This window comes from Pseudomonas sp. HLMP (assembly GCF_046365545.1).
GTDB classification, from domain to species: Bacteria; Pseudomonadota; Gammaproteobacteria; order Pseudomonadales; family Pseudomonadaceae; genus Aquipseudomonas; species Aquipseudomonas guariconensis_B.
Genome location: NZ_JBDLLR010000001.1, coordinates 2,618,571 through 2,645,057 on the forward strand (window position 1 = coordinate 2,618,571; position 26,487 = coordinate 2,645,057).

General features: G+C 65.2%; 22 protein-coding genes. 9 read left to right on the forward strand and 13 right to left on the reverse strand.

All coding sequences use genetic code 11. The annotated features are described in order from the left end of the window. Nucleotides 1-133 precede the first annotated feature (133 nt). The 8 genes from ABFA30_RS12215 to ABFA30_RS12250 form a co-directional block, all read right to left on the reverse strand. Entirely contained in the window at nt 134-2,107 is a 1,974-nt protein-coding gene (locus ABFA30_RS12215) for a DNA topoisomerase III (RefSeq protein WP_368815863.1), read from the reverse strand. A gap of 267 nt (nt 2,108-2,374) precedes the next feature. Continuing rightward, on the reverse strand, nt 2,375-2,809 hold the full coding sequence (locus ABFA30_RS12220) for a GNAT family N-acetyltransferase (protein ID WP_225789178.1): 435 nt from the start codon (nt 2,807-2,809) through the stop codon (nt 2,375-2,377). Further along, complete coding sequence (locus ABFA30_RS12225; protein ID WP_225789179.1) at nt 2,802-3,968, reverse strand: cupin domain-containing protein; 1,167 nt, start codon at nt 3,966-3,968, stop codon at nt 2,802-2,804. The genes ABFA30_RS12220 and ABFA30_RS12225 overlap by 8 nt, the downstream gene beginning before the upstream one ends. An 81-nt stretch (nt 3,969-4,049) precedes the next feature. Further along, the gene (gene purB / locus ABFA30_RS12230; RefSeq protein WP_225789180.1) at nt 4,050-5,420 is read right to left on the reverse strand and encodes an adenylosuccinate lyase; all 1,371 of its coding nucleotides are present in this window, start codon (nt 5,418-5,420) and stop codon (nt 4,050-4,052) included. A gap of 128 nt (nt 5,421-5,548) precedes the next feature. Further along, nucleotides 5,549-6,169, reverse strand: a complete 621-nt coding sequence (gene hflD / locus ABFA30_RS12235; RefSeq protein WP_225789181.1) for a high frequency lysogenization protein HflD — start codon at nt 6,167-6,169, stop codon at nt 5,549-5,551. Next, nucleotides 6,166-7,290: a tRNA 2-thiouridine(34) synthase MnmA gene (gene mnmA, locus ABFA30_RS12240; RefSeq protein ID WP_225789182.1), complete on the reverse strand. Its 1,125-nt coding sequence runs from the start codon at nt 7,288-7,290 to the stop codon at nt 6,166-6,168. Before mnmA ends, hflD begins: the two co-directional genes overlap by 4 nt. Nucleotides 7,291-7,345: 55 nt before the next feature. Next, the gene (locus ABFA30_RS12245; protein WP_225789183.1) at nt 7,346-7,786 is read right to left on the reverse strand and encodes an NUDIX hydrolase; all 441 of its coding nucleotides are present in this window, start codon (nt 7,784-7,786) and stop codon (nt 7,346-7,348) included. 158 nt (nt 7,787-7,944) lie between these two features. Continuing rightward, nucleotides 7,945-10,170, reverse strand: coding sequence for an NADP-dependent isocitrate dehydrogenase (locus ABFA30_RS12250; RefSeq protein WP_225789184.1), 2,226 nt, complete (start codon nt 10,168-10,170; stop codon nt 7,945-7,947). 560 nt (nt 10,171-10,730) lie between these two features. On the opposite strand from ABFA30_RS12250, the gene icd reads away from it, so the two are divergent. Then, a complete protein-coding gene (gene icd, locus ABFA30_RS12255; protein ID WP_225789185.1) occupies nt 10,731-11,987 on the forward strand; it encodes an NADP-dependent isocitrate dehydrogenase in 1,257 nt (418 codons plus the stop codon). 174 nt (nt 11,988-12,161) lie between these two features. On the opposite strand, the gene cspD is transcribed toward icd, so the two are convergent. Then, on the reverse strand, nt 12,162-12,419 hold the full coding sequence (cspD, locus tag ABFA30_RS12260) for a cold shock domain-containing protein CspD (RefSeq protein ID WP_317235052.1): 258 nt from the start codon (nt 12,417-12,419) through the stop codon (nt 12,162-12,164). A gap of 230 nt (nt 12,420-12,649) precedes the next feature. Here cspD and clpS point away from each other — a divergent pair, with 230 nt between their 5' ends. Together clpS and clpA are read left to right on the forward strand one after the other, a co-directional pair. After that, the gene (gene clpS, locus ABFA30_RS12265) at nt 12,650-13,012 is read left to right on the forward strand and encodes an ATP-dependent Clp protease adapter ClpS (protein ID WP_225789186.1); all 363 of its coding nucleotides are present in this window, start codon (nt 12,650-12,652) and stop codon (nt 13,010-13,012) included. 30 nt (nt 13,013-13,042) lie between these two features. Continuing rightward, nucleotides 13,043-15,313: an ATP-dependent Clp protease ATP-binding subunit ClpA gene (gene clpA / locus ABFA30_RS12270; RefSeq protein WP_225789187.1), complete on the forward strand. Its 2,271-nt coding sequence runs from the start codon at nt 13,043-13,045 to the stop codon at nt 15,311-15,313. An 88-nt stretch (nt 15,314-15,401) separates the two neighbouring features. Here clpA and infA read toward each other — a convergent pair whose 3' ends face one another. The 3 genes from infA to aat form a co-directional block, all read right to left on the reverse strand. Continuing rightward, a complete protein-coding gene (gene infA, locus ABFA30_RS12275; RefSeq protein WP_002553999.1) occupies nt 15,402-15,620 on the reverse strand; it encodes a translation initiation factor IF-1 in 219 nt (72 codons plus the stop codon). 103 nt (nt 15,621-15,723) lie between these two features. Then, nucleotides 15,724-16,431, reverse strand: a complete 708-nt coding sequence (locus ABFA30_RS12280; protein WP_225789188.1) for an arginyltransferase — start codon at nt 16,429-16,431, stop codon at nt 15,724-15,726. Between the two features lie 55 nt (nt 16,432-16,486). Next, nucleotides 16,487-17,167, reverse strand: a complete 681-nt coding sequence (gene aat, locus ABFA30_RS12285) for a leucyl/phenylalanyl-tRNA--protein transferase (RefSeq protein ID WP_253080564.1) — start codon at nt 17,165-17,167, stop codon at nt 16,487-16,489. Between the two features lie 392 nt (nt 17,168-17,559). Here aat and ftsK point away from each other — a divergent pair, with 392 nt between their 5' ends. The 6 genes from ftsK to cysG all read left to right on the forward strand — a co-directional run bounded on the left by ftsK (nt 17,560) and on the right by cysG (nt 25,071). Continuing rightward, nucleotides 17,560-19,974 (forward strand): DNA translocase FtsK, encoded by a 2,415-nt coding sequence (gene ftsK / locus ABFA30_RS12290; RefSeq protein ID WP_253080565.1) that lies wholly within the window; start codon nt 17,560-17,562, stop codon nt 19,972-19,974. Nucleotides 19,975-20,036: 62 nt separating this feature from the next. After that, the gene (gene lolA / locus ABFA30_RS12295) at nt 20,037-20,660 is read left to right on the forward strand and encodes an outer membrane lipoprotein chaperone LolA (RefSeq protein ID WP_225789191.1); all 624 of its coding nucleotides are present in this window, start codon (nt 20,037-20,039) and stop codon (nt 20,658-20,660) included. Nucleotides 20,661-20,672: 12 nt separating this feature from the next. Next, complete coding sequence (locus ABFA30_RS12300; RefSeq protein WP_225789192.1) at nt 20,673-21,998, forward strand: replication-associated recombination protein A; 1,326 nt, start codon at nt 20,673-20,675, stop codon at nt 21,996-21,998. Next, nucleotides 21,995-22,369, forward strand: a complete 375-nt coding sequence (gene crcB, locus ABFA30_RS12305; protein ID WP_225789193.1) for a fluoride efflux transporter CrcB — start codon at nt 21,995-21,997, stop codon at nt 22,367-22,369. Before ABFA30_RS12300 ends, crcB begins: the two co-directional genes overlap by 4 nt. A 26-nt stretch (nt 22,370-22,395) precedes the next feature. Beyond that, complete coding sequence (gene serS / locus ABFA30_RS12310) at nt 22,396-23,676, forward strand: serine--tRNA ligase (protein WP_253101530.1); 1,281 nt, start codon at nt 22,396-22,398, stop codon at nt 23,674-23,676. Continuing rightward, entirely contained in the window at nt 23,677-25,071 is a 1,395-nt protein-coding gene (cysG, locus tag ABFA30_RS12315; RefSeq protein WP_225789195.1) for a siroheme synthase CysG, read from the forward strand. It begins immediately after the preceding gene. Nucleotides 25,072-25,123: 52 nt separating this feature from the next. On the opposite strand, the gene ABFA30_RS12320 is transcribed toward cysG, so the two are convergent. Continuing rightward, nucleotides 25,124-26,434 (reverse strand): OprD family porin, encoded by a 1,311-nt coding sequence (locus ABFA30_RS12320; protein ID WP_225789196.1) that lies wholly within the window; start codon nt 26,432-26,434, stop codon nt 25,124-25,126. Between the last annotated feature and the right edge of the window lie 53 nt (nt 26,435-26,487).

Consider the following 26,487-nt stretch of genomic DNA (forward strand, 5'->3'; position numbering starts at 1 on the left):
GGGAATGACCTGAACTGCCTGGGTGCCTGTACGGGCCCATTCGCGGGCAAGCCCGCTCCCACAGGGGCCTGCAAAACCGCATCACTTGTGATCGACGCGGCCCCAGGATTACCCAGGCCGGCGCATCTGCGGTTCAGGTCGCCGCCTTGCGCCGCCCTGACCTCGGTTTGCCGCTGACGGCCTTGGCCGAACTTCCCGCTGCCTTGCCCTTGCCAGCGCTCCTGCGCTTCTTCTTCCAGGGCGCCCCCTTGCCCCCGGCCGGTACCGCCGGGCCATTGATGGTCAGGCGCATGCCGGAGCAGCGCTGCACCAGCTTGCCCATCCACGCCGATTGCCGGGCGACGAATTCGTCCAGGCTCATCTCACCGCTCTGCACCATGTCCAGGGCTTGTTCCCAGATCGCCGTGGTGCCTGGGTCGGCGATGGCGCGGGGGACGGCGTCGATCAGGCTGAAGGCCGCCGGGGTAGCGCTCAGCGCCTTGCCGTTCTTGACCAGGTAACCGCGCTCGATCAGGCCCTGGATGATGCTGGCGCGGGTGGCCTCGGTGCCGATGCCGGTGGTTTCCTTGAGCTTCTGCTTGAGCAGTGGGTCGTCCACCAGTTTGGCGACGTTCTTCATCGCCTTGATCAGGTCGCCTTCGGTGAACGGCTTGGGGGGCTGGGTCCACAGGTCCTTGAGTTGCAGGCCGTGAACGGCGCAGTCCAGGCCTTCGTGCAGGGGTGGCAGCACCTGGGGCGGTGGCGCCTCGCGGCCTTTGGCGGGTGTCAGGGCCTCGGGCAGGGCGCGGCGCCAACCCGGCTCGACGATCTGCTTGCCCACCGCACGCAAGGCATGGCTGGCGCAGTCGAATTCGGCCTGGGTGCGGTCGTACTCGTGGTTGGGCAGGAACTGCGCCAGGTAGCGAGCACGGACCAGGGTATAGACGGCCCGGTACTTGGGTGGCAGGCGCGCAGGGTCGCTGGCGGCGGCGGTGGGGATGATGCCGTGGTGGGCGCTGACCTTGGCGTCGTTCCAGGCCCGCGAGCGGCGTTGTGGCTCGAGATGGGGCTGCAACGGGGCGAGGCTGGCGTCGGCGCGCTGCAGGGCGGCGAGGATCGCTGGCGCCTCGCCATGCTGGCTGAGCGGCAGGTAGCCGCAGTCGCTGCGCGGGTAGGTGATCAGCTTGTGGGTTTCGTACAGGGCCTGGGCGATGTCGAGGGTTTCCTGGGCACCGAGGCCAAGCTTCTTCGAACACACTTCCTGCAGGGTGCCCAGGTCGAAGGGCAGGGGGGCCGCTTCGCGCACGCGCTCGGTGGCCACCTTGAGCACCCGTGCGCTGCCGGCCGCGTCGATGTCGGCGGCCGCTTGCTGTGCCAGGGCCTGCTTGAGGCAGCGGCCCTGGTCGTCGCAGGCGTCCTCCGGGGCGCGCCATTGGGCGTTGAAGACACTGCCGGCGTGCTCCAACTGCACGTCGATGGCCCAGTAGGGGACTGGCACGAAGTCGGCGATGCTACGGTCGCGGTCCACCACCAGGCGCAGGGTCGGGGTCTGCACCCGTCCTACCGGCAGTACGCCCTGGTAGCCGGACTGGCGGCCGAGCAGGGTGAACAGGCGGCTCATGTTCATGCCGATCAGCCAGTCGGCGCGGGAGCGGCCCAGGGCCGAGTGGTACAGGTTGAAGGTCTGGTGGCCGGGCAGCAGGCGTGCCAGGGCCTTGCGGATCGAGGCGTCGTCCAGCGCCGACAGCCACAGGCGCTGGATCGGCCCACGGTAGCGGCAATGTTCGACCAGTTCGCGGGCGATCATCTCGCCTTCGCGGTCGGCGTCGGTGGCGATCACCAGCTCGCGGGCTTCGCCGAGCAGGCGCTTGACCGCCTTGAACTGGCTGGCGGTCTTGGGCTTGACCAGCATCTTCCACTGCTGCGGGATGATCGGCAGGTCGGCCAGGACCCAGCGCTTGTAGCGCTCGTCGTAGCGGTCCGGTGGTGCGGTCTCGAGCAGGTGGCCGATGCACCAGGTCACGCAGACATCGGTACCGTGCCAGCAGCCGTCGCCCTTGCGGGTGGCGCCGAGGACCTTGGCGATGTCCTTGGCCTGGGAGGGTTTTTCGCAGAGAAAGAGGCGCATGGCCGGAAACACTTCATGGTGACGATGGCGTCAGGATGCGCAAAACGAGGCGGGCAGGCAAGAATTATCTGTATGGGTGTACAGTGTTCTTGCAAGCGGGTTTTTCGAGGGGCGGGAAACTGGGGCCCTTGCAGGGGCCTGTAGGAGCAACTGTCTTGTGTGGGCTGTGCCGGCCCTATCGCCGGCAAGCCGGCTCCCACAGGTTCTCTGCTGGGCCCTGTGGGAGCACTTTGCGTCGCGATGGTCGGCAGGGCCGGCCCTGGGGGATCAGGCCAGTTCGCGGGAATCGCGCACCATGTCGACATGGGGAATGCCGGCCTCGAGGAATTCCTCGCTGACCACCCGGAACCCCAGGCGCTCGTAGAACGGTGTGGCATGCACCTGGGCACTGAGCATCTGCTGCTTGAGGTCGCGGTTCTGCGCCTCGACGATCACCGCGCGCATCAGTGCATCGCCCACCTTCAGGCCACGCCAGTCCTTGAGCACCGAGACCCGGCCGATGGTGCCATCGGGCAGCAGGCGTGCGGTGCCGATCGGGTAGTCGCCTTCCAGGGCCAGGAAGTGCACGGCGCTCGGGTCTTCGGCGTCGAACTCCAGCTCCGGCGGCACGTGTTGCTCGGCGACGAACACCGCGCTGCGGATGCGGTGGATATCGGCGTTGTCTTTGTGCCAGTCGGCGAGGCGAACGCTGATCTTATTCATTGGCAAATCCCAGGCTTCCTTGTTTGACCAGCTGGCATACCAGCGTCAGGCCATCTTCGTCTTCCAGCCACTGTACAAGGTTTTCGATGTGCAGTGCGTCGGCGGCGCAGATCAGTTTCAGCAGCTCGCGCAGGTGGCCCGGGAGCAGGCGGCTCTGGCCGCTGGCGAACAGCAGCAGGTTGTCGTCGACTTCCGACCAGGCCAGGCGCGCGCTGGGGTTGCGGACCAGGATCGCGCCTTGTTCGAGGCTGTCGATCAGCTCTTCCTCGCTCAGTTCTTCGCCGGACACCAGCTCCGGGTAGCGCGGCTCGGTCATGAACTGGCCGAACCAGGTCAGCAGCAGACGTTCATCGCCCATGTGCTCGGCCAGCAGGGTCTTGAGGCGCTCGAGGGCATCGTGCTGGATCTGGTGCGGGTCGCTGGCAGGCTCTGCGTCTGCGTCGCTGTAGCGCTCTTCGTCCGGCAGGAACTGGCTGAGGAAGTCGGTGAAGTGGGTCAGCACTTCGGCCGCGCTCGGCGCGCGGAAGCCCACCGAGTAGGTCAGGCAGTCGTCTTCGGCCACGCCGTAGTGGGCCAGGCGCGGCGGTAGGTAGAGCATGTCGCCGGGTTCCAGGGTCCATTCGTCCTGCTGCTCGAAATCGGCGAGGATGCGCAGGTCGGCGTGGTCCAGCAGCGGGCTGTCGCTGTCGCACATCTGGCCGATCTTCCAGTTGCGCTTGCCGTGGCCCTGGAGCAGGAACACGTCGTAGTTGTCGAAGTGCGGGCCAACGCTGCCGCCGGGAGCGGCGAAGCTGATCATCACATCGTCGATACGCCAGCTGGGCAGGAAGCGGAAGTGCTCCAGCAGCTCGGCCACTTCCGGGACGAACTGGTCGACCGCCTGCACCAGCAGGGTCCAGTCACGCTCCGGCAGGGTGGCGAAGGTGTCCTCGGCGAACGGGCCGCGACGCAACTCCCAGGGGCGTTCGCCGTGCTCGAGCACCAGGCGCGACTCGACTTCTTCTTCCAGGGCCAGGCCGGCCAGCTCGTCGGGGTCGATCGGGCTTTGGAAGTCCGGAAAGGCCTGGCGCACCAACAGGGGCTTCTTCTGCCAGTAGTCGCGCAGGAATTCGCGGGCCGTAAGGCCACCCAGCAGCTGCAGTGGAGTATCAGGATTCATGTTCAACCTATTGAAAAAACGTAATTTTCGTCCGGGAATAAAAACGCCCGGCCAGGCCGGGCGTCGAACGCGGAGGCTGGCTCAGATGCGCTTGGCCTGGGCCGCCGCGTTGCCGATGTAGGTGGCCGGGGTGAGCTGCTTGAGCTCGGCCTTGGCGTCGGTCGGCATGTCCAGGCCATCGATGAACGCCTGCAGGGCTTCGGGGCTGATGCCCTTGCCACGGGTCAGCTCCTTGAGCTTCTCGTAGGGGTTCTCGATGTTGTAGCGGCGCATGACGGTCTGGATCGGCTCGGCCAGGACTTCCCAGCAGGCGTCCAGGTCTTCGGCGATGCGGGCGACGTTCACTTCCAGCTTGCCGATGCCCTTGAGGCTGGCCTCGTAGGCGATGACGCTGTGGGCGAAGCCCACGCCCAGGTTGCGCAGCACGGTGGAGTCGGTCAGGTCGCGCTGCCAGCGGGAGATCGGCAGCTTGCTGGCCAGGTGCTGGAACAGGGCGTTGGCAATCCCCAGGTTACCCTCGGAGTTCTCGAAGTCGATCGGGTTGACCTTGTGCGGCATGGTCGAGGAGCCGATCTCGCCAGCGACGGTCTTCTGCTTGAAGTAGCCCAGGGAGATGTAGCCCCAGACGTCGCGGTCGAAGTCGATGAGAATGGTGTTGAAGCGGGCGATGGCGTCGAACAGCTCGGCGATGTAGTCGTGCGGCTCGATCTGGGTGGTGTAGGGGTTGAACTGCAGGCCCAGCTCTTCCTCGATGAAGGCACGGGCGTTGGCTTCCCAGTCGATCTGCGAGTAGGCCGACAGGTGGGCGTTGTAGTTGCCTACGGCGCCGTTGATCTTGCCCAGCAGCGGCACGGCGGCGACCTGGGCGATCTGGCGCTCCAGGCGGTAGACCACGTTGGCCAGCTCCTTGCCCAGGGTGGTCGGCGAGGCCGGCTGGCCGTGGGTGCGCGAGAGCATCGGCACGTCGGCATGCTGATGGGCCAGGGTGCGGATGGCCTCGGCGATCTGGCGCATCAAGGGCAGCAGCACTTCGTCGCGACCGGCGCGCAGCATCAGGGCGTGGGACAGGTTGTTGATGTCCTCGCTGGTGCAGGCGAAGTGGATGAACTCGCTGACCTTGGCCAACTCGGGCAGTTGGGCGGCCTGCTCCTTGAGCAGGTACTCGATGGCCTTGACGTCATGGTTGGTGGTGCGCTCGATTTCCTTGACGCGCTCGGCGTGCTCGAGCTTGAAGTCGCTGGCCAGGGTGTCGAGCAGGGCGTTGGCCTCGGCCGAGAAGGCGGGCACTTCAGCGATCTGCGGGTGGGCGGCCAGGCGCTGGAGCCAGCGCACCTCGACCAGGGCGCGGAAACGGATCAGGCCGTATTCGCTGAAAATGGGGCGCAGGGCCTGGGTTTTGCCGGCGTAGCGGCCGTCTACAGGGGAAACCGCAGTGAGCGAGGAGAGCTGCATGGCGTGTTCTCGGACAGTCAGGCTTTTGAAGGGGCGCATATCATACATGAAAAAGGGCCGCAGCGAGCCTCGAGCTACGAGCGGCAAGAGAATGCGAACGCTACGCTGCTTCTACTTGCAGCTTGCGCTTACCCCCGCATCATGTCGTACAGCTCGTTGAGCAACTTGCGCCGGCTGAACACCAGTTGCCAGCGGTGCCCGCCCAGTTGGCGCCACAGGCGCGCGGCACGGATACCGGCGAGCAGCAGGGCGCGGATCTTCGACGCATTGCTGGCCTGCTGCAGGAAGCGCATGTCGCCATGCACCTGGATACGCTGGCGCAGGGTGCTCAGGGTGTCCTGGTACAAGGCTCCACTGGAAGCGATGACATTTTCGTGAACCAGGCCGAAATGGTCGGCCTGGGCCTGGATCTGCGGCAGGCGTTGGCCGATGGTGTCGAGCATGTCGCCGCGCTTGGCCAACTGGCGCTCCAGGCCCAGCATCGACAGGGCATAGCGCAGGGGTTCGCGCTGCAGGCTGCTGGGGTCGCGCTCCAGGGCGCCGACCAGGGCACGGTAGCCGTCGCGCAGGTTGAGGTCGTCGCCACCGAACACCTCCAGGGTGTCCTTGGGGTCGCGCACCAGCAGGCTGCCGAGCATGCAGCCGATGTCGGCCTCGCTGGCCTGGCCGGTACGGGCGATGCGGTCGACCAGCACCGCGGCCTGGAACACACCACCGAGGGCGACCAGTTGCTCTTGGGTACCATTCATGCGCGTGGGCTCCAGGGCTCGGCGGTTTCGATCACACCGCCACCCAGGCACACCTCGCCGTCGTAGAACACCACCGACTGGCCCGGGGTCACGGCCCGTTGCGGCTCGTCGAACACGGCCCGGTAGCCGCTCGCGGTGCGCTCGAGCACGCAGGCCTGGTCGCCCTGGCGGTAGCGCACCTTGGCGGCGAGGCGGCGCGGGGCGGACAGGTCGACCGGGTTGACCCAGTAGATCTCCGAGGCCAGCAGGGCGCGGGAGAACAACCAGGGGTGTTCGTTGCCCTGGCCGACGACCAGCACGTTGCGCGACAGGTCCTTCTCCAGCACGTACCACGGCTCGTCGCCGGCGTCCTTCATGCCGCCGATGCCCAGGCCCTGGCGCTGGCCGATGGTGTGGTACATCAGGCCGTGGTGGCGGCCGATCACTTCGCCTTCGGTGGTCTCGATGTTGCCGGGCTGGGCCGGCAGGTACTGCTTGAGGAAGTCGCTGAAGCGGCGCTCGCCGATGAAGCAGATGCCGGTGGAGTCCTTTTTCTTGGCCGTGGCCAGGCCGTGTTTCTCGGCGATGGCGCGTACCTCGGGCTTTTCCAGTTCGCCGACCGGGAACAGGGTGCGAGCGATTTCCTTGCCGCCGACGGCATGCAGGAAGTAGCTCTGGTCCTTGTTCGGGTCCAGGCCCTTGAGCAGTTCGGTGAGCTCGCCGGTGTCGCGGCGACGCACGTAGTGGCCGGTGGCGATCAGGTCGGCGCCGAGCGACAGGGCGTAGTCGAGGAAGGCCTTGAACTTGATCTCGCGGTTGCAGAGGATGTCCGGGTTCGGCGTGCGGCCGGCCTTGTATTCCGCGAGGAAGTGCTCGAACACGTTGTCCCAGTATTCGGCGGCGAAGTTGGCGGTGTGCAGCGTGATGCCGATGCGGTCGCACACGGCCTGGGCATCGGCCAGGTCTTCGCGGGCGGTGCAGTATTCGGTGCCATCGTCCTCTTCCCAGTTCTTCATGAACAGACCTTCCACCTGGTAGCCCTGCTCCATGAGCAGAAGGGCGGAGACGGAAGAGTCCACGCCGCCGGACATGCCGACGATGACGCGGGTCTTGGCGGGGTCTTTGAGTGCTGGGCTGGTCATGGCTACCGGTTGTATCTGGGAAAAAGGCCGATTCTATCAGGCCGGGCCTCGCGCGTCAGTCGCGCAGCAGGTCGAGGCTGTGCAAGGGGCCTGCCAGGTAGTCGTCGATGCAGCGCGGCACCAGTTCGCTGCGCCAGCGCGTGGGGTCGGCCAGCAGCTCGTCGCGGGTCAGCCAGACGGCGCGTACGATGTCGCTGTCCAGGGCCAGCTCCGGGCGTTGGCGCACGGGGCGGGCGGCGAAGCAGATGCGCTGGTAGGTCACGCCGTTGCTCGGCGCGGTGTACAGGTAGATGCCGACCACGCCGGTGAGCTCGACTTCCCAGGCGGTTTCCTCGAGGGTTTCGCGCAGGGCGGCCTGGGGCAGGGTCTCGTTGGCTTCCAGGTGCCCGGCGGGCTGGTTGAAGACGTGCTGGCCGGCCTTGAATTCCTCGACCATGAGGAAGCGGCCCTGGTCTTCGACGATGGTGGCGACGGTGATGTGGGGTTGCCAGGACATGCTCGGTTTTTTCCAAAGTGGCGAGCGTCGAGCTGCAAGCGGCAAGAAAAAGCGGCTCGCAGGCTGCTCTCTCTTGCCGCTTGCAGCTCGAAACTCGAAGCTGAAAAAGCACAAACCCCGGTGCGTGGCCGGGGTTTGCGCTGTTCGTCAAGCGAACCTTACAGTGCGGCGATCGCGCTGTTGAAGGTCTGGCTCGGGCGCATCACCTTGCTGGTCAGCTCGGCATCCGGGGCGTAGTAGCCGCCGATGTCGGCCGGCTTGCCCTGCACGGCGTTGAGCTCGGCGACGATGGTCGCCTCGTTCTCGGCCAGGGCCTTGGCCAGTGGGGCGAAGCGCGCCTGCAGGGCGGCATCGTCGCTCTGCGCGGCCAGGGCTTCGGCCCAGTACAGGGTCAGGTAGAAGTGGCTGCCGCGGTTGTCGATGTTGCCGACCTTGCGTGCTGGCGACTTGTTGCCGTCGAGGAACTTGCCGGTGGCCTGGTCCAGGGTGTTGGCCAGGACCTTGGCGCGTGGGTTGGCGTAGGCGTTGCCCAGGTGCTCCAGGGAAGCGGCCAGGGCCAGGAACTCGCCCAGCGAATCCCAGCGCAGGAAGTTCTCTTCGACCAGCTGCTGCACGTGCTTGGGCGCCGAACCGCCGGCACCGGTCTCGAACAGGCCGCCGCCATTCATCAGCGGAACGATCGACAGCATCTTGGCGCTGGTGCCCAGCTCCATGATCGGGAACAGGTCGGTCAGGTAGTCACGCAGTACGTTGCCGGTCACCGAGATGGTGTCCTTGCCTTCGCGGATGCGCGCCAGGGAGAACTTGATGGCCTCGACCGGTGCCAGGATACGGATGTCCAGGCCGCTGGTGTCGTGGTCCTTCAGGTACTTCTGGACCTTCTCGATCATCACGCCGTCGTGGGCGCGGGCAGGGTCCAGCCAGAACACCGCCGGGGTGTCGCTCAGGCGAGCGCGGTTGACGGCCAGCTTGACCCAGTCCTGGATCGGCGCGTCCTTGGTCTGGCACATGCGGAAGATATCGCCGGCCTCGACGTTCTGCTCCAGCAGCACCTGGCCCTTGCCGTCGACCACGCGCACGACGCCGTCGGCCTTGATCTGGAAGGTCTTGTCGTGGGAGCCGTATTCCTCGGCCTTCTGCGCCATCAGGCCGACGTTCGGCACGCTGCCCATGGTGGTCGGGTCGAAGGCGCCGTTGGCCTTGCAGTCCTCGATCACGGCCTGGTAGATGCCGGCGTAGCAACGGTCAGGGATGACTGCCTTGGTGTCCTGCAGTTCTCCCGCGGCGTTCCACATCTTGCCCGAGTCACGGATCATGGCCGGCATCGAGGCGTCGACGATGACGTCGCTCGGCACGTGCAGGTTGGTGATGCCCTTGTCGGAGTTGACCATGGCCAGGGCCGGACGGACGGCGTACAGGGCCTGGACGTCGGCTTCGATCTCGGCCTGCTTGTCGGCTGGCAGGTCCTTGATGCGGGCGTACAGGTCGCCGATGCCGTTGTTGGCGTTGAAGCCTACCTCGGCCAGGGCGGCGGCGTGCTTGGCCAGCACGTCGTTGTAGAACTCCTCGACGATGACGCCGAACATGATCGGGTCGGAGACCTTCATCATGGTCGCCTTCAGGTGGACCGACAGCAGCACGCCGGAGGCCTTGGCGTCGGCGATCTGCTCGGCGATGAAGGCTTTCAGGGCCTTGCGGCTCATGACGGCGCAGTCGATGACTTCGGCGGCCTTGACCGGGGTCTTTTCCTTCAGGACAGTGGTGGCGCCGTCCTTGCCGACCAGCTCGATGCGCAGGCTGTCATCGGCCTCGATCAGCGCGGCCTTTTCGCTGCCGTAGAAGTCGCCCTGGCTCATGTGCGCCACGTGGGACTTGGAGTCGGCGGCCCAGGCGCCCATCTTGTGCGGGTGCTTGCGGGCGTAGTTCTTGACCGACAGCGGGGCGCGGCGGTCGGAGTTGCCTTCACGCAGGACCGGGTTCACGGCGCTGCCCTTGATGCGGTCGTAGCGCGCGCGGGCTTCCTTCTCGGCCTCGGTGGCCGGCTCGTCGGCGTAGTCGGGGATGTTGTAGCCCTTGCCCTGCAGTTCCTTGATCGCGGCCTTGAGCTGCGGTACCGAGGCGCTGATGTTCGGCAGCTTGATGATGTTGGCTTGCGGGGTGGTGGCCAGCTGGCCCAGTTCCGCCAGGTGATCGCCTACCTGCTTCTCGGCACCGAGCTGCTCGGGGAACGCGGCGAGGATACGGCCAGCGAGGGAGATATCGCGGGTTTCGACGGCGATGTCAGCGCAAGCGGTGAAGGCTTCGATGATTGGCAGCAGTGAGTAGGTGGCGAGGGCGGGAGCTTCGTCGGTGAAGGTGTAGATGATCTTGGAACGGGTGGGCATATGCGGGTTAACTCTCTGTTTTGCTGAGCGTGCTCGAAGTCTCGAGGTGCGCAGGGTAGGCGCTTCGCCCTGGCGGCGCCATGGGCAATTGGTCGAGAGGCTACGAGCGGTGATGGTGGATGCATCAGTCGAGCGTCAAACGGCTGGGTCGCGGTAACGGCCCAGGCTTTTTGGCCGTTGATGGCCGAGGGCGAGCCGCGTTTTTCCAAGGGTTCGCCCCAATGACCCTGCGGTCAGCGCCGGAGTATACCAAACCCTTCGGCCTAATCAGCAAGGCGAAGTGATATCGATTCACTTATAAGACCAAAGGCGTAGGAGCAATGTGGCGTGATGCCGCAGGCTCGAGGGGCTGCAAGCTTCAAGCTGCAAGCGGCAAGAAAACGCGGCTATGCGGTGTGGCTGAGCTTGCGGTCGGCGCGGTTTTGGAGGCGTGCTCGTCATTGAATCCAGCGCCGATCAGCTTGCCGCTTGCAGCTTGAAGCTTGCAGCCCGGAAAAGCTGGTTTAGGCTCAATGGATCGCAGGATGTCCAATCACACTTGGCAAGCGGAGTAGTGCAGCATGGGATACCAGAAAATCAAGGTTCCGGCAGAAGGCACCAAGATCACCGTCAATGCAGACCATTCGCTCAACGTTCCAGACAACCCCATCATCCCCTACATCGAGGGCGACGGCATTGGCATCGATGTCACGCCGGTGATGATCAAGGTGGTGGATGCCGCCGTGCAGAAGGCCTACGGCGGCAAGCGCAAGATCGCCTGGATGGAGGTGTATGCCGGCGAAAAAGCCACCCAGGTCTATGACCAGGACACCTGGCTGCCCCAGGAAACCCTCGACGCGGTGCGCGAGTACGTGGTGTCGATCAAGGGGCCGCTGACCACTCCGGTGGGCGGCGGCATTCGCTCGCTCAACGTGGCCCTGCGCCAGCAACTGGACTTGTATGTCTGCCTGCGTCCGGTGCTGTGGTTCCAGGGCGTGCCCAGCCCAGTGAAGAAGCCTGGCGACGTCGACATGGTGATCTTCCGCGAGAACTCCGAGGACATCTATGCCGGCATCGAGTGGAAGGCCGGCTCGCCCGAGGCGAACAAGGTGATCAAGTTCCTCAAGGAGGAAATGGGCGTCACCAAGATCCGCTTCGACCAGAACTGCGGCATCGGCGTCAAGCCAGTCTCCGAGGAGGGCACCAAGCGCCTGGTGCGCAAGGCGTTGCAGTACGCCGTGGACAACGACCGCGAGTCGGTGACCCTGGTGCACAAGGGCAATATCATGAAGTTCACCGAAGGCGCCTTCAAGGACTGGGGCTACGAGGTGGCGCGCGACGAGTTCAAGGCCGAGTTGCTCGATGGCGGCCCCTGGATGACGTTCAAGAACCCCAGGACTGGCCGCGACATCGTGGTCAAGGACGCCATCGCCGATGCCATGCTCCAGCAGATCCTGCTGCGCCCGGCCGAGTATGACGTGATCGCCACCCTCAACCTCAACGGCGACTACCTCTCCGACGCCCTGGCGGCGGAGGTGGGCGGCATCGGCATCGCGCCGGGGGCCAACCTGTCCGACACCGTGGCCATGTTCGAGGCGACCCATGGCACCGCGCCCAAGTACGCCGGGCAGGACAAGGTCAACCCAGGCTCGGTGATCCTCTCGGCGGAGATGATGTTGCGGCACATGGGCTGGACCGAGGCGGCCGACCTGATCATCAAGGGAACCAATGGCGCCATCGCGGCCAAGACCGTTACCTATGACTTCGAACGCCTGATGGACGGGGCCACGCTGGTCGGCAGCTCGGGCTTCGGTGACGAGATGATCAAGCACATGTGAAGGCGCGGGTCGTTGGGGCTGCGTTGCAGCCCTTTCGCGACACAAGGCCGCTCCCTCAGGGGCGCCCCTAAAAACACTGGGTCAGGTTTCGTTCTAATTTAGGCAACAAATGAAAACCGGCCAGCCCTGCGAGGGCTGGCCGGTTCCCGATGTGCCTGCAGAAGGCTGTGTGGATCAGGCCTGGACGGTATTCGCCACAGGCTGGGCTTCGGCCTTCGCGGCCGTGGCGCCGGCACCGCAGATATTCACCGCGTGCAGGCCCTTGGGGCCCTGGACGATATCGAAGGTCACGGGCTGGCCGGCCTTGAGCGTCTTGTAGCCGTCCATCTGGATATGCGAATAGTGGGCGAACAGGTCTTCGCTCTTGCCCTCCTCATTGACGAATCCATAGCCCTTGGCATTGTTGAACCACTTGACTTTACCGCTCGCCATCCTCATGTCCCTCTGCAAAGGACTCCATCACTGGAGTATCATCCACGTCATCCGCATACGAACCATGCGAAAAAATCTGGTTGACTGCGCGGATCTTTATCGACCACGGTGGGTTCTTATTGGTTGTAACACCGTTTTGCCGATAGTCAAGGTCAGACGGCGCCCGCGCCGGGCGCGGCCTTCGCGGTCAACCCACTACCTTAACCTGTCGATATGATGAAATTCTTTCCATGCATCCACTCAGCCAGATTCGACTAACATTCAATCAGGATCGCCCGCAATCTAACGAGGACGACGGCTCCGGTCTGGCGGTACAGGAAGCCAAGCCGATCCTGCAGGCGCCACCGATGTACAAGGTGGTTTTGTTCAACGATGACTACACACCGATGGATTTCGTCGTCGAAGTGCTCGAGACGTTCTTCAATCTGAACCGCGAGCTGGCGACCAAGATCATGCTGACCGTCCACACCGAAGGGCGGGCAGTGTGCGGATTGTTTACCCGCGACATCGCCGAGACCAAGGCCATGCAGGTCAACCAATACGCCAGGGAAAGCCAGCATCCGCTACTCTGTGAAATCGAGAAGGACGGTTAATCGCCGACCACTTGGGTATGAGGTGAAGCTATGTTAAACCGCGAGCTCGAAGTCACCCTCAATCTGGCCTTCAAGGAGGCCCGTTCGAAGCGTCATGAATTCATGACCGTCGAGCATCTGCTGCTGGCACTCCTTGACAACGAGGCCGCCGCGACCGTTCTGCGCGCCTGTGGCGCCAATCTCGACAAGCTCAAGCACGACCTGCAGGAGTTCATCGACTCCACCACGCCGCTGATCCCCGTGCATGACGAGGACCGCGAGACCCAACCGACCCTGGGCTTCCAGCGTGTACTGCAGCGTGCCGTGTTCCATGTGCAGAGTTCCGGCAAGCGCGAAGTCACTGGCGCCAACGTGCTGGTGGCGATCTTCAGCGAACAGGAAAGCCAGGCCGTGTTCCTGCTCAAGCAGCAGAGCGTGGCCCGCATCGACGTGGTCAACTACATCGCCCATGGCATCTCCAAGGTGCCGGGCCATGGGCCGCACAGCGAAGGCGACCAGGACATGCAGGACGAGGAGGGCGGCGAGGCCGCGTCCTCGGGCAATCCGCTGGACGCCTATGCCAGCAACCTGAACGAACTGGCCCGTCTGGGCCGCATCGACCCACTGGTGGGGCGCGAGCAGGAAGTCGAGCGGGTCGCCCAGATCCTCGCCCGCCGGCGCAAGAACAACCCGCTGCTGGTCGGCGAGGCCGGCGTGGGCAAGACCGCCATCGCCGAAGGCCTGGCCAAGCGCATCGTCGATGGCCAGGTCCCGGACCTGCTGGCCCAGAGCGTGGTGTACTCCCTCGACCTGGGTGCCCTGCTGGCTGGCACCAAGTACCGGGGCGATTTCGAAAAGCGCTTCAAGGCTTTGCTTGGCGAACTGCGCAAGCGCCCGCAGGCGATCCTGTTCATCGACGAAATCCACACCATCATCGGTGCCGGCGCGGCGTCGGGAGGGGTGATGGATGCGTCCAACCTGCTCAAGCCGTTGCTGTCGTCCGGTGACATCCGCTGCATCGGTTCGACCACCTTCCAGGAGTTCCGTGGCATCTTCGAGAAGGACCGTGCCTTGGCGCGGCGTTTCCAGAAGGTCGACGTCACCGAGCCGTCGGTGGAAGACACCGTGGGTATCCTGCGTGGCCTGAAAGGCCGCTTCGAGAGCCACCACAACATCGAGTACAGCGACGAGGCCCTGCGTGCCGCGGCGGAACTGGCCGCACGCTACATCAATGACCGGCACATGCCGGACAAGGCCATCGACGTGATCGACGAGGCCGGCGCCTATCAGCGCCTGCAGCCGGAGGACAGCCGCGTCAAGCGCATCGACGTGCCGCAGGTCGAGGACATCGTCGCCAAGATCGCGCGGATTCCACCGAAGCATGTCACCAGCTCCGACAAGGAGCTGCTGCGCAACCTCGAGCGTGACCTCAAGCTCACGGTGTTCGGCCAGGACGCGGCGATCGACTCGCTGGCCACGGCGATCAAGCTCTCGCGTGCCGGGCTCAAGGCGCCCGACAAGCCGGTCGGTTCGTTCCTCTTCGCCGGCCCTACCGGCGTGGGCAAGACCGAGGTGGCGCGCCAGTTGGCCAAGGCCCTGGGTGTCGAGCTGGTGCGCTTCGACATGTCCGAGTACATGGAGCGGCATACCGTGTCGCGCCTGATCGGTGCGCCGCCCGGCTACGTCGGGTTCGACCAGGGCGGTCTGCTGACCGAGGCGATCACCAAGCAGCCGCATTGCGTGCTGTTGCTCGACGAGATCGAGAAGGCCCACCCGGAAGTCTTCAACCTGCTGCTGCAGGTGATGGACCACGGCACCCTGACCGACAACAACGGGCGCAAGGCGGATTTTCGCAACGTGATCCTGATCATGACCACCAACGCCGGCGCCGAGACCGCCGCGCGGGCCTCGATCGGCTTCACCCAGCAGGACCATACCTCCGACGCCATGGAAGTCATCCGCAAGAGCTTCACGCCGGAGTTCCGCAACCGCCTGGACACCATCATCCAGTTCGGCCGCCTGAGCCACGAGACGATCAAGAGCATCGTCGACAAGTTCCTCATCGAACTGCAGGCGCAGCTGGAAGACAAGCGTGTACTGCTGGAAGTCAGCGACGATGCCCGCGGCTGGCTGGCGACCACCGGTTACGACGTGCAGATGGGCGCGCGGCCGATGGCACGGCTCATCCAGGACAAGATCAAGCGGCCGCTGGCCGAGGAGATCCTGTTCGGCGAGCTGGCCGAGCACGGCGGGGTGGTGCACATCGACCTGCGCGATGGCGAGCTGGTGTTCGACTTCGAGACCACGGCCGAGGTGGCGTGACCGTAGTAACGGGGCCGCTTTGCGGCCCCGGTTTCTCGTAATCCATGAAAAAGCCCGGCACATGGCCGGGCTTTTCATTGGCTTGAGCTTAGCGCGCGCGGTAGGTGATGCGGCCCTTGCTCAGGTCGTACGGCGTCAGTTCGACGCGGACCTTGTCGCCAGTGAGAATGCGGATGTAGTTCTTGCGCATCTTGCCGGAGATGTGCGCGGTTACGACGTGCCCGTTTTCCAACTCCACGCGGAACATGGTGTTGGGCAGGGTGTCGACGACAGTACCTTCCATTTCGAAGCTGTCTTCTTTCGACATGCAGTAAAGCCCTCGGTATCCAGTGACGGCCCGACGCACCACTGCATCGGGCAAAAAAAGTGGCGTGGATTATGCCCGAAAACTGTGTTTCAAGCCAATGCTTTCAATTGAGGGTGACCCAGCGCTGGTTGATCAGCAGTTCGATGGGGCGGTACTGGGTCTTGTAGTTCATTTTCTTGCAGTTCTTGATCCAGTAGCCGAGGTAGACCGCGTCGAGGTTCTGCCGCAGCGCCTCGGTGATCTGCCAGAGGATGGCGTAGCGGCCCAGGCTGCGGCGTTCTTCCTCGGGCTCGTAGAAGGTGTAGACCGCCGACAGGCCGTTGGGCAGCAGGTCGCACACCGCCACTGCCATCAGCCTGCCTTCCAGGCGGAACTCGTAGAACCAGCAGAACGGCAGGTCGCGCACCAGGAAGGTGGAGAACTGGTCGCGGCTTGGCGGGTACATGTCACCGTCGGCATGGCGCTGCTCGATATAGCGCCGGTACAGGTCGAAATACTCTTCCTTGAACGCCGGGCGTGCGGCGCTGACGGTGAGGTCGGCGTTGCGCTTGAGGATACGCCGTTGCTGGCGGTTGGGGATGAAGCGCGCGGCCGGGATGCGCGCTGGCACGCAGGCATTGCAGTGCTGGCAATGGGGGCGATACAGGTGGTCGCCACTGCGGCGAAAGCCCATTTCCGACAGGTCGGCGTACACATGCACGTCCATCGGTTGGCTGGGATCGAGGAACAGGGTAGTGGCCTGCTCGTCCGGGAGGTAGCTGCAGGAGTGGGGCTGAGTGGCATAGAACTTCAACCGCGCCAACTCTGTCATGATCGACCCCTCGGCAAGACTTTGCCTTAAGTGTAAGCCAGCTGGCAGAACTCGCCTAGCGCACCCAGGTGGCGCCGCTGGGTTGGTCCAGGTAGCGCGCCAGGTGGTCGGCGAAGCTGGCGCGGCTGATGGCGCGGGCGCCGAAGCTGTGCAGGTGGTTGGTCGGCATCTGGCAGTCGATCAGCACGAAGCCGGCCTGCCGCAGGTGCTCGACCAGCGTCGCGAAGCCCACCTTGGAGGCATTGTCGGCGCGGCTGAACATCGATTCGCCGAAGAATAGCCGGCCCATGGCCAGGCCATACAGGCCGCCGACCAGCTCGCCCTCCTGGCGTACCTCCACCGAGTGGGCGATGCCGCGCCGATGCAGCTCGCAATAGGCGGCGCGCATGTTGTCGGTGATCCAGGTGCCGTCGGCATAGTCGCGGGGGGCGGCGCAGGCGGCGATCACCGCCGGGAAGTCGGTGTCGAAGGTGACCTGGTAGCGGCCTTGGCGCATCAGTTTGGCCAGTGAGCGAGACACGTGCAGCTCGTCCGGGAACAGCACGGTGCGTGGGTCGGGTGACCACCAGAGGATCGGTTGGCCGTCTTGGTACCAGGGGAAGCAACCATGGCGATAGGCCTGCACCAATCGCTCCGGGCTCAGGTCGCCGCCGGCGGCGAGCAGGCCGTTGGGCTCGTGCAGGGCTTTTTCCAGGGGCGGGAAGGTGAGCGAGTCACGGGTCAACCAGGTGAGCATTGTCTTTCGGCGGTGGGGGAGGGGAGGGTGAAGAGCATGGCGCGGCGGTGGTTGCAGGTCAATGCATGGTCTTGTAAGAGCGTGTGGCAGGGGGGCGGCACCGATTGACGCTTGCTCATGCATGCAATGGAAGATTTCCTACACAATCGCCCGCCATCCGGCACCAACCCGGACATTTGCTGTCATACCTGTGCAAAAACACAGCATAAGCCTTTGTCACGAAAGAAAATGCGTGCTCAAATTGCAGGCATAGGAAATTGGCCCCCGTTCACGCCCCGTATGGCGTGCCGCCATGGCGGCTGGCGGGCAGTAATGTTAAAAGTAGTGGTTCGTCGACCGGTCACCGGGTCGATCACTACTGGACGCGCAGCAAGCGCAGGAATAGACGCGTTTTGAAGAAATCCACCGCAACCCCGACCCCCTTGCCCGTGCCCCTGTGGCGGCAGCAGCTGCATTACCGCCTCAAGGAAGGCGCACTGATCGCCGTCGGCGCCCTGTGCCTGTACCTGTGGATGGCACTGCTGACCTACGACACGGCGGATCCGGGCTTCAGCCACACCAGCAACGTCGAGCAGGTGCAGAACGCCGCCGGCCGTGCCGGTGCCTACTTCGCCGATATCCTGTTCATGGTGCTGGGGTATTTCGCCTACATCTTCCCGCTGCTGCTGGCGATCAAGACCTGGCAGATCTTCCGCGAACGCCACCAGCCCTGGCAGTGGAGCGGCTGGCTGTTCTCCTGGCGGCTGATCGGCCTGGTGTTCCTGGTGCTGTCGGGCGCGGCGCTGGCGCATATCCATTTCCATCCGCCGGCAAGCTTGCCGTTCTCCGCCGGTGGCGCGCTGGGCGAAAGCCTGGGCGACCTGGCGCGCAACCTGCTCAACGTGCAGGGCAGCACGCTGATGTTCATCGCCCTGTTCCTGTTCGGCCTGACCGTCTTCACCGACCTGTCCTGGTTCAAGGTGATGGACATCACCGGCAAGATCACCCTCGACCTGTTCGAACTGGTGCAGAGCGCGGCCAATCGCTGGTGGGCGGCGCGCAACGAGCGCAAGCGCCTGGTGGCGCAACTGCGCGAGGTGGACGAGCAGATCGACGAAGTAGTCGCCCCGGTGGTGGCCGACAAGCGCGAGCAGGTCAAGGCCCGCGAGCGCATCATCGAGCGTGACCAAGCCCTGAACAAGCACGTGACCCAGCGCGAGCAGCAGCCGGCGCCGGTGATCATGCCGGCCCCGGCCAAGGCGCCGGAGCCGAGCAAGCGGGTGATGAAGGAAAAACAGGCGCCGCTGTTCGTCGACAGCGCCGTGGAAGGGACCCTGCCGTCGATTTCCATCCTCGACCCGGCCGAGCAGAAGAAGATCGAGTACTCGCCCGAGTCGCTGGCCGGCGTCGGCCACCTGCTGGAAATCAAGCTCAAGGAATTCGGCGTCGAAGTCTCGGTGGACTCGATCCACCCGGGCCCGGTGATCACCCGCTACGAGATCCAGCCGGCGGCCGGGGTCAAGGTCAGCCGCATCGCCAACCTGGCCAAGGACCTGGCGCGCTCCCTGGCGGTGACCAGTGTGCGCGTGGTCGAGGTGATCCCCGGCAAGACCACCGTGGGTATCGAGATCCCCAACGAGAACCGCCAGATCGTGCGCTTCTCCGAGGTGCTGTCGTCGTCCCAGTACGACGAGGCCAAGTCGCCGGTCACCCTGGCCCTGGGCCATGACATCGGTGGCAAGCCGGTCATCACCGACCTGGCCAAGATGCCCCACCTGCTGGTGGCCGGTACCACCGGTTCCGGTAAGTCGGTGGGGGTCAACGCCATGATCCTGTCGATCCTGTTCAAGTCCAGCCCGGAAGACGCGCGCCTGATCATGATCGACCCGAAGATGCTCGAGCTGTCGATCTACGAGGGCATCCCGCACCTGCTCTGCCCGGTGGTCACCGACATGAAGGACGCCGCCAACGCCTTGCGTTGGAGCGTGGCCGAGATGGAGCGGCGCTACAAGCTGATGGCGGCGATGGGTGTGCGCAACCTGGCTGGTTTCAACCGCAAGATCAAGGACGCCCAGGAGGCCGGCGAGTCGATCCCCGACCCGCTGTACCGCCGCGAGAGCATGGACGACGAGCCGCCGGCACTGAAGACCCTGCCGACCATCGTCGTGGTGGTCGACGAATTCGCCGACATGATGATGATCGTCGGCAAGAAGGTCGAAGAGCTGATCGCCCGTATCGCCCAGAAGGCGCGGGCCGCCGGTATCCACCTGATCCTCGCCACCCAGCGTCCGTCGGTGGATGTGATCACCGGCCTGATCAAGGCCAACATCCCGACCCGCATGGCCTTCCAGGTGTCGAGCAAGATCGACTCGCGGACCATCATCGATCAAGGCGGCGCCGAGCAGTTGCTCGGCCACGGTGACATGCTCTACATGCCGCCGGGCACCAGCCTGCCGATCCGCGTGCATGGCGCCTTCGTCTCCGACGACGAGGTGCACCGCGTGGTGGAGGCCTGGAAACTGCGTGGCGCACCGGACTACAACGACGACATCCTCAACGGTGTCGAGGAGGCCGGCAGCGGCTTCGACGGTGGTGGTGGCGGTGGTGGCGATGGCGACGATCCGGAAGCCGATGCCCTGTACGACGAAGCGGTGCAGTTCGTCCTGGAAAGCCGTCGGGCATCCATTTCCGCGGTGCAGCGCAAGCTGAAGATCGGCTACAACCGCGCTGCGCGGATGATCGAGGCCATGGAGATGGCTGGCGTGGTCACCCCCATGAACAGCAACGGCTCGCGGGAAGTGATTGCCCCGGGCGGCCCACGCGATTGATGATCACCTTGCCGGGCGCCGAAGGCGGCGCCCGGCCCATTCACTGTTCGACGAGGATTCCCATGCGCGCGATTCGCATGCTGTTGGTTTCTGCCCTGGCCCTGGGCGCCGTGTCGGCCCATGCCGACGAGAAGGACGTGGCGCGCCTGACCCAATTGCTGGAAAAGTCGCAGACCATCACTGCCCGTTTCTCCCAGCTGACCCTGGATGCCAGTGGCACCAGCCTGCAGGAGACCAGCGGCGAGATGGCGGTCAAGCGCCCAGGCCTGTTCTACTGGCACACCGATGCGCCCCAGGAACAGGTGGTGGTGTCCGATGGCCAGAAGGTCACCCTGTGGGACCCGGACCTGGAGCAGGCCACCGTCAAGAAGCTCGACGAGCGCCTGAACCAGACCCCGGCGCTGCTGCTGTCCGGTGACGTGTCGAAGATCAGCCAGAGCTTCGACATCACCTCCAAGGAGCAGGGCGAGGTCCTGGACTTCACCCTCAAGCCCAAGACCCGGGACACCCTGTTCGACTCGCTGCGGGTGTCGTTCCGCCGTGGGCTGATCAACGACATGCAACTGATCGACAGCGTCGGGCAGCGCACCAATATCCTGTTCAACGGGGTCAAGGCCAACGAGGCGGTCCCGGCGAGCAAGTTCCAGTTCAAGATCCCGGAAGGCGCCGACGTCATCCAGGAGTAACGAGAGCGCATCATGGACCTGTTTCGAAGCGAACCTGTCGCCCAGCCCCTGGCCGCCCGCCTGCGTCCGTCCAACCTGGACGAGTACGTCGGCCAGGAGCACCTGCTGGCACGCGGCAAGCCGCTGCGCGAGGCGCTGGAGCAGGGCGCGCTGCATTCGATGATCTTCTGGGGGCCACCCGGGGTCGGCAAGACCACCCTGGCGCGGCTGCTGGCGCAGTTCTGCGATGCGCATTTCGAGACCGTCTCGGCGGTGCTGGCCGGGGTCAAGGAGATCCGCCAGGCGGTCGAGGTGGCCAAGCAGCAGGCTGGCCAGTACGGCCGTCGGACCATCCTGTTCGTCGACGAGGTGCACCGCTTCAACAAGTCCCAGCAGGATGCCTTCCTGCCCTATGTGGAAGACGGCACGCTGATCTTCATCGGCGCCACCACCGAGAACCCCTCGTTCGAGCTGAACAACGCGCTGCTGTCGCGGGCCCGGGTCTATGTGCTCAAGAGCCTGGACGAAGCCGCCCTGCGCAAGCTGGTCAACCGCGCCCTGACCGAGGAGCGCGGCCTGGGCGAGCGTCGGCTGCAGGTCGGCGACGAAGCCTTTCAGATGCTCATGGCCGCCGCCGACGGCGATGGTCGGCGCATGCTCAACCTGCTGGAGAACGCCTCGGACCTGGCCGAGGACGGTGGCGAGATCGGCGTCGACCTGCTGCAGAGCCTGCTCGGTGACAGCCGCCGCCGCTTCGACAAGGGCGGCGAGGCCTTCTACGATCAGATCTCGGCGCTGCACAAGTCGGTGCGCGGCTCCAACCCGGACGCCGCCCTGTACTGGTATGCGCGCATGCTCGATGGGGGCTGCGACCCGCTGTACATCGCCCGCCGCGTGGTACGCATGGCCAGCGAGGATATCGGCAACGCCGACCCCCGTGCCCTGAGCCTGTGCCTGGCGGCCTGGGACGTGCAGGAGCGCCTGGGCAGCCCGGAAGGCGAACTGGCGGTGGCCCAGGCCATCACCTACATCGCCTGTGCGCCGAAGAGCAACGCGGTGTACATGGGCTTCAAGGCGGCCATGCGCGAGGCGGCCGAGCACGGCTCGCTGGAGGTGCCGCTGCACCTGCGCAATGCCCCGACCAAGTTGATGAAGCAACTGGGCTACGGCGAGGAGTACCGCTACGCCCACGACGAGCCCGATGCCTACGCCGCCGGCGAGGACTACTTCCCCGAGCAGCTCGAGCCGCGCCAGTACTACCAACCGGTACCCCGGGGCCTGGAACTGAAGATCGGCGAAAAGCTGCGCCACCTGGCCGAGCTCGACCGCAACAGCCCCCGCCAACGGAGAAAACCGTGATCGTACTCATCGCCGCCGTCAGCGCGGGCGGCGTCGCCGGCACGCTGCTGCGCTTCGCCACCGCCAACTGGGTCGCTGCCCACTGGCCACGACACTTCTATGCCGGTACGCTGGCGGTCAATCTGGTCGGCTGCCTGCTGATCGGCCTGCTCTACGGCCTGTTCCTGCACAAGCCGCTGGCGCCGGTCGAGCTGCGCGCAGGGCTGATCGTGGGCTTCCTCGGTGGCCTGACGACCTTTTCCTCCTTTTCGCTGGATACCGTGCGCCTGATGGAAAGCGGGCAAGTACCGCTGGCCCTGGGCTATACCGGTATCAGCGTAGTGGGCGGGCTGCTGGCCACCTGGGCCGGCCTGTCCCTGACCAAATTCTGAACCAACACACACAACGAGAGAACGATATGCTCGATTCCAAACTGTTACGCGGCCAACTTCAGGAAGTGGCGGACCGCCTGGCCTCCCGTGGCTTCAGCCTGGATGTCGCGCGCATCGAATCCCTGGAAGAGCGCCGCAAGGCGGTGCAGACCCGCACCGAGCAACTGCAGGCCGAGCGTAACGCCCGTTCCAAGTCCATCGGCCAGGCCAAGGCCAAGGGCGAGGACATCGCCCCGCTGATGGCCGATGTCGAGCGCATGGCCAACGAGCTGGCCGCCGGCAAGGTCGAGCTGGACGGCATTCAGGCCGAGCTGGACGCCATCGTCCTGACCATCCCCAACCTGCCGGACGCCAGCGTACCGGTCGGCGCGGACGAGGATGCCAACGTCGAGGTGCGCCGCTGGGGCACGCCGCGCGCGTTCGATTTCGAGATCAAGGACCACGTGGCCCTGGGCGAGATCAGCGGCGGCCTGGACTTCGAGACCGCAGCCAAGCTTTCCGGCGCCCGCTTTGCCCTGCTGCGCGGCCCGATCGCCCGCCTGCACCGCGCCCTGGCCCAGTTCATGATCGACCTGCACACCCGCGAGCACGGCTACGAGGAAGCCTACACCCCGTACCTGGTGCAGGCGCCGGCCCTGCAGGGCACCGGCCAGTTGCCGAAGTTCGAGGAAGACCTGTTCAAGATCGCCCGTGAAGGCGAGGCCGATTTCTACCTGATCCCGACCGCCGAGGTGTCGCTGACCAACATCGTCGCCGGCGAGATCCTCGATGCCAAGCAACTGCCGGTCAAGTTCGTCGCCCATACCCCGTGCTTCCGCAGCGAGGCCGGTGCCTCGGGCCGCGATACCCGTGGCATGATCCGCCAGCACCAGTTCGACAAGGTCGAGATGGTGCAGATCGTCGAGCCGTCCAAGTCGATGGAAGCCCTGGAGGGCCTGACCGCCAACGCCGAGCGCGTGCTGCAGGCCCTGGAGCTGCCGTACCGCGTACTGGCCCTGTGCACCGGCGACATGGGCTTCAGTGCGGTGAAGACCTACGACCTGGAAGTCTGGGTGCCGAGCCAGGACAAGTACCGCGAGATCAGCTCCTGCTCCAACTGTGGTGACTTCCAGGCGCGGCGCATGCAGGCGCGCTGGCGCAACCCGGAAACCGGCAAGCCGGAACTGGTGCACACCCTCAACGGCTCCGGCCTGGCCGTGGGCCGCACCCTGGTGGCGGTGCTGGAGAACTACCAGCAGGCCGACGGTTCGATCCGTGTGCCGGAAGTGCTCAAGCCGTACATGGGTGGTATCGAGGTCATCGGCTAAATGGATTTCCTGCCGCTGTTCCACAAGCTGCAGGGCGGCCGCGTGCTGGTCGTCGGCGGCGGCGAGATCGCCTTGCGCAAGGCGCGTCTGCTGGCCGATGCCGGCGCCGCGCTGCGGGTGGTCGCGCCGCAGGTCGACAGCCAGCTGGCGGCGTTGGCCCAGGAGGGGGGCGGCGAGGTCCTGGTGCGTGGCTACCAGGTCGGCGACCTGGAAGGCTGCCGGCTGGTGATCGCGGCCACCGACGACCCGACGCTCAATGCCCAGGTGTCGGCGGACGCACAAGGCCGCTGCCTGCCGGTCAACGTGGTGGATGCCCCGGCGCTGTGCACGGTGATCTTCCCGGCCATCGTCGACCGTTCGCCCCTGGTGGTGGCGGTGTCCAGCGGTGGCGACGCACCGGTGCTGGCGCGGTTGATCCGTGCCAGGCTGGAGGCCTGGATCCCGGCCGCCTATGGCGAACTGGCCGGGCTGGCGGCGCGTTTTCGCGACAAGGTCAAGGCCCTGTACCCGGACGTCAACCAGCGTCGCGGTTTCTGGGAGGAGGTCTTTCAGGGGCCGATCGCCGAGCGCCAGCTGGCCGGGCAGGGCAGCGAGGCCGAGCGCCTGTTGCAGGCCAAGGTCGATGGCGCGGCGGTGCAGCAAGGCGGCGAGGTGTACTTGGTCGGTGCCGGGCCGGGCGATCCGGACCTCCTGACCTTCCGTGCCCTGCGCCTGATGCAGCAGGCCGACGTGGTGCTCTACGACCGCCTGGTGGCGCCGGCCATCATCGAGATGTGCCGGCGCGATGCCGAGCGGATCTATGTGGGCAAGCGCCGCGCCGACCATGCCGTGCCCCAGGAGCAGATCAACCGCCTGCTGGTCGACCTGGCCCGCCAGGGCAAGCGCGTGTTGCGGCTCAAGGGCGGCGATCCGTTCATCTTCGGTCGTGGTGGCGAGGAGATCGAGGAGTTGGCTGGGGAGGGCATCCCGTTCCAGGTGGTGCCGGGCATCACCGCGGCCAGCGGCTGCTCCGCCTATGGCGGGATCCCGCTGACCCACCGGGACTATGCCCAATCGGTGCGTTTCGTCACCGGGCACCTGAAGGACGGCACCAGCAACCTGCCGTGGCATGACCTGGTAGCGCCGGCCCAGACCCTGGTGTTCTACATGGGCCTGGTGGGGCTGCCGACCATCTGTGCCGAGTTGATCCGCCATGGCCGTGCGGCCAGTACCCCGGCAGCGTTGGTGCAACAAGGGACGACACGCAACCAGCGGGTGTTCACTGGCACCCTGGCCGACCTGCCGGAGCTGGTGGCACGGCATGAGGTGCATGCGCCGACCTTGGTGATCGTCGGGGAGGTGGTGCAGTTGCGTGACAAGCTGGCCTGGTTCGAGGGCGCGCAGCACACTTCCTGATTGGAGTAGATGACCTCGCAGGAGCGGGCAAGCCCGCTCCTGCGGTTCAGGCTCACAGCAACGGTAGTGAGTAGCTCACCATCACCCGGTTCTGGTCCTGGTTCCATTCGCTCGGCACGCCGCTGCGCAGCATGCCATTGCGCCAGCTGAACGCCAGCCCCTTGAGCGTTCCGTCTTGCACCACGTAATCCAGGGCGATGTCGCGTTCCCATTCCTGCTCGTCGCCACCCGATGCCATGCGGATGTGGCTGCCCTTCAGATAGGCCACCGAGGCAGTCAGCCCCGGCACCCCCAGCGCTGCGAAGTTGTAGGCATACTGGCCGAAGGTGGTGCGCTCGCCGGCCCGGGTGAAACTGGTCACCAGGCGATCGGTGAACAGATAGATACTGGCACCCGCCGCCCCTTCGCCGGTATTGCCCTGGTTGAGTTGCACGAAGTTGCCGCTGTTAGATACCCGCTGATGGCCCAGCAGCAACGCATGACCACCGAGTGCATAGGTGAACATCGCGCTCCAGGTGTCGTTGTCGATCTTGCCCGGCGTATCGGCCAAGCCGCTCACCTGATAACCCGCTGCACGTCCAGAGGCCGAATCGTTGCGCCCGTCGGCATCGGTCTTGAAGTAACGCAGGTCGGTGGTCAGCGACTGGTTGTCGGCCAGCGTCCAGACGTGTACCAGGCCGCCGAAGTGCTGCACGTAGTAGTCCTCGAGCTTGGCGGCGTAGTACTGCAGCTTGAGTGCTTCGCTCAATTGATAGTCGGCGCCGGCGAAGAGGAACGCGTTGCTCTCTTGGGTGCCCCCCGCGACAGCCAGGCCGGAGCGGTTGCTCGAGCCACGTCCGGTGGTGTGCTCCAGGCGCCCTCCGGTCAGCGTCAGGCCATCGAACTCCTGGGAGGTGATCATGCCGCCCTCGAAGGTCTGCGGTAGCACGCGACCGTCGTTGGTCACCAGGATCGGCAATTTCGGTTGCAAGGTGCCGTAGCGCGCCTCGGTCCTGGAGAAGCGCAGTTTGCCGGTCAGCCCCAGTCGACTCCACTGGTCGACGGCGCTGCCGTCGCTGTCGTCGGGAATCATCGAGCTGCCACGGTGGTTGCCGCCGCCGCCGTCCAGGCGCACCCCCAGCATGCCGAGGGCGTCGACGCCAACGCCGACGGTGCCGTCGGTGAAACCGGACTTGTAGTCGAGCAGAAAGCCCTGGGCCCATTCGGCGGTCTTGCTCTGCCCTGCGGCACCGGGGCGGTCGCGAAAGTCATTGTTGAAGTAGTAGTTGCGCAAGGTCAGGGCGGCTTTACCATCTTCGACGAAGGCTGCCTGGGCGGGGGGAGCGAGCAGGGCGCTGGTGGCGGTCAGCAGGGAAAGGTGCATGAAGGGCTTTCTTGTCATTGTTGTTTTCCTGATGCAAAAAAGCGCCCGTACGC

Excerpts from the sequence above, each read along its gene's own strand:
- ABFA30_RS12215 (WP_368815863.1), bottom strand. The coding sequence starts at position 2,107 with ATGCGCCTCTTTCTCTGCGAAAAACCCTCCCAGGCCAAGGACATCGCC.
- ABFA30_RS12220 (WP_225789178.1), bottom strand. The coding sequence starts at position 2,809 with ATGAATAAGATCAGCGTTCGCCTCGCCGACTGGCACAAAGACAACGCC.
- ABFA30_RS12225 (WP_225789179.1), bottom strand. The coding sequence starts at position 3,968 with ATGAATCCTGATACTCCACTGCAGCTGCTGGGTGGCCTTACGGCCCGC.
- purB (WP_225789180.1), bottom strand. The coding sequence starts at position 5,420 with ATGCAGCTCTCCTCGCTCACTGCGGTTTCCCCTGTAGACGGCCGCTAC.
- hflD (WP_225789181.1), bottom strand. The coding sequence starts at position 6,169 with ATGAATGGTACCCAAGAGCAACTGGTCGCCCTCGGTGGTGTGTTCCAG.
- mnmA (WP_225789182.1), bottom strand. The coding sequence starts at position 7,290 with ATGACCAGCCCAGCACTCAAAGACCCCGCCAAGACCCGCGTCATCGTC.
- ABFA30_RS12245 (WP_225789183.1), bottom strand. The coding sequence starts at position 7,786 with ATGTCCTGGCAACCCCACATCACCGTCGCCACCATCGTCGAAGACCAG.
- ABFA30_RS12250 (WP_225789184.1), bottom strand. The coding sequence starts at position 10,170 with ATGCCCACCCGTTCCAAGATCATCTACACCTTCACCGACGAAGCTCCC.
- icd (WP_225789185.1), top strand. The coding sequence starts at position 10,731 with ATGGGATACCAGAAAATCAAGGTTCCGGCAGAAGGCACCAAGATCACC.
- cspD (WP_317235052.1), bottom strand. The coding sequence starts at position 12,419 with ATGGCGAGCGGTAAAGTCAAGTGGTTCAACAATGCCAAGGGCTATGGA.
- clpS (WP_225789186.1), top strand. The coding sequence starts at position 12,650 with ATGCATCCACTCAGCCAGATTCGACTAACATTCAATCAGGATCGCCCG.
- clpA (WP_225789187.1), top strand. The coding sequence starts at position 13,043 with ATGTTAAACCGCGAGCTCGAAGTCACCCTCAATCTGGCCTTCAAGGAG.
- infA (WP_002553999.1), bottom strand. The coding sequence starts at position 15,620 with ATGTCGAAAGAAGACAGCTTCGAAATGGAAGGTACTGTCGTCGACACC.
- ABFA30_RS12280 (WP_225789188.1), bottom strand. The coding sequence starts at position 16,431 with ATGACAGAGTTGGCGCGGTTGAAGTTCTATGCCACTCAGCCCCACTCC.
- aat (WP_253080564.1), bottom strand. The coding sequence starts at position 17,167 with ATGCTCACCTGGTTGACCCGTGACTCGCTCACCTTCCCGCCCCTGGAA.
- lolA (WP_225789191.1), top strand. The coding sequence starts at position 20,037 with ATGCGCGCGATTCGCATGCTGTTGGTTTCTGCCCTGGCCCTGGGCGCC.
- ABFA30_RS12300 (WP_225789192.1), top strand. The coding sequence starts at position 20,673 with ATGGACCTGTTTCGAAGCGAACCTGTCGCCCAGCCCCTGGCCGCCCGC.
- serS (WP_253101530.1), top strand. The coding sequence starts at position 22,396 with ATGCTCGATTCCAAACTGTTACGCGGCCAACTTCAGGAAGTGGCGGAC.
- cysG (WP_225789195.1), top strand. The coding sequence starts at position 23,677 with ATGGATTTCCTGCCGCTGTTCCACAAGCTGCAGGGCGGCCGCGTGCTG.
- ABFA30_RS12320 (WP_225789196.1), bottom strand. The coding sequence starts at position 26,434 with ATGCACCTTTCCCTGCTGACCGCCACCAGCGCCCTGCTCGCTCCCCCC.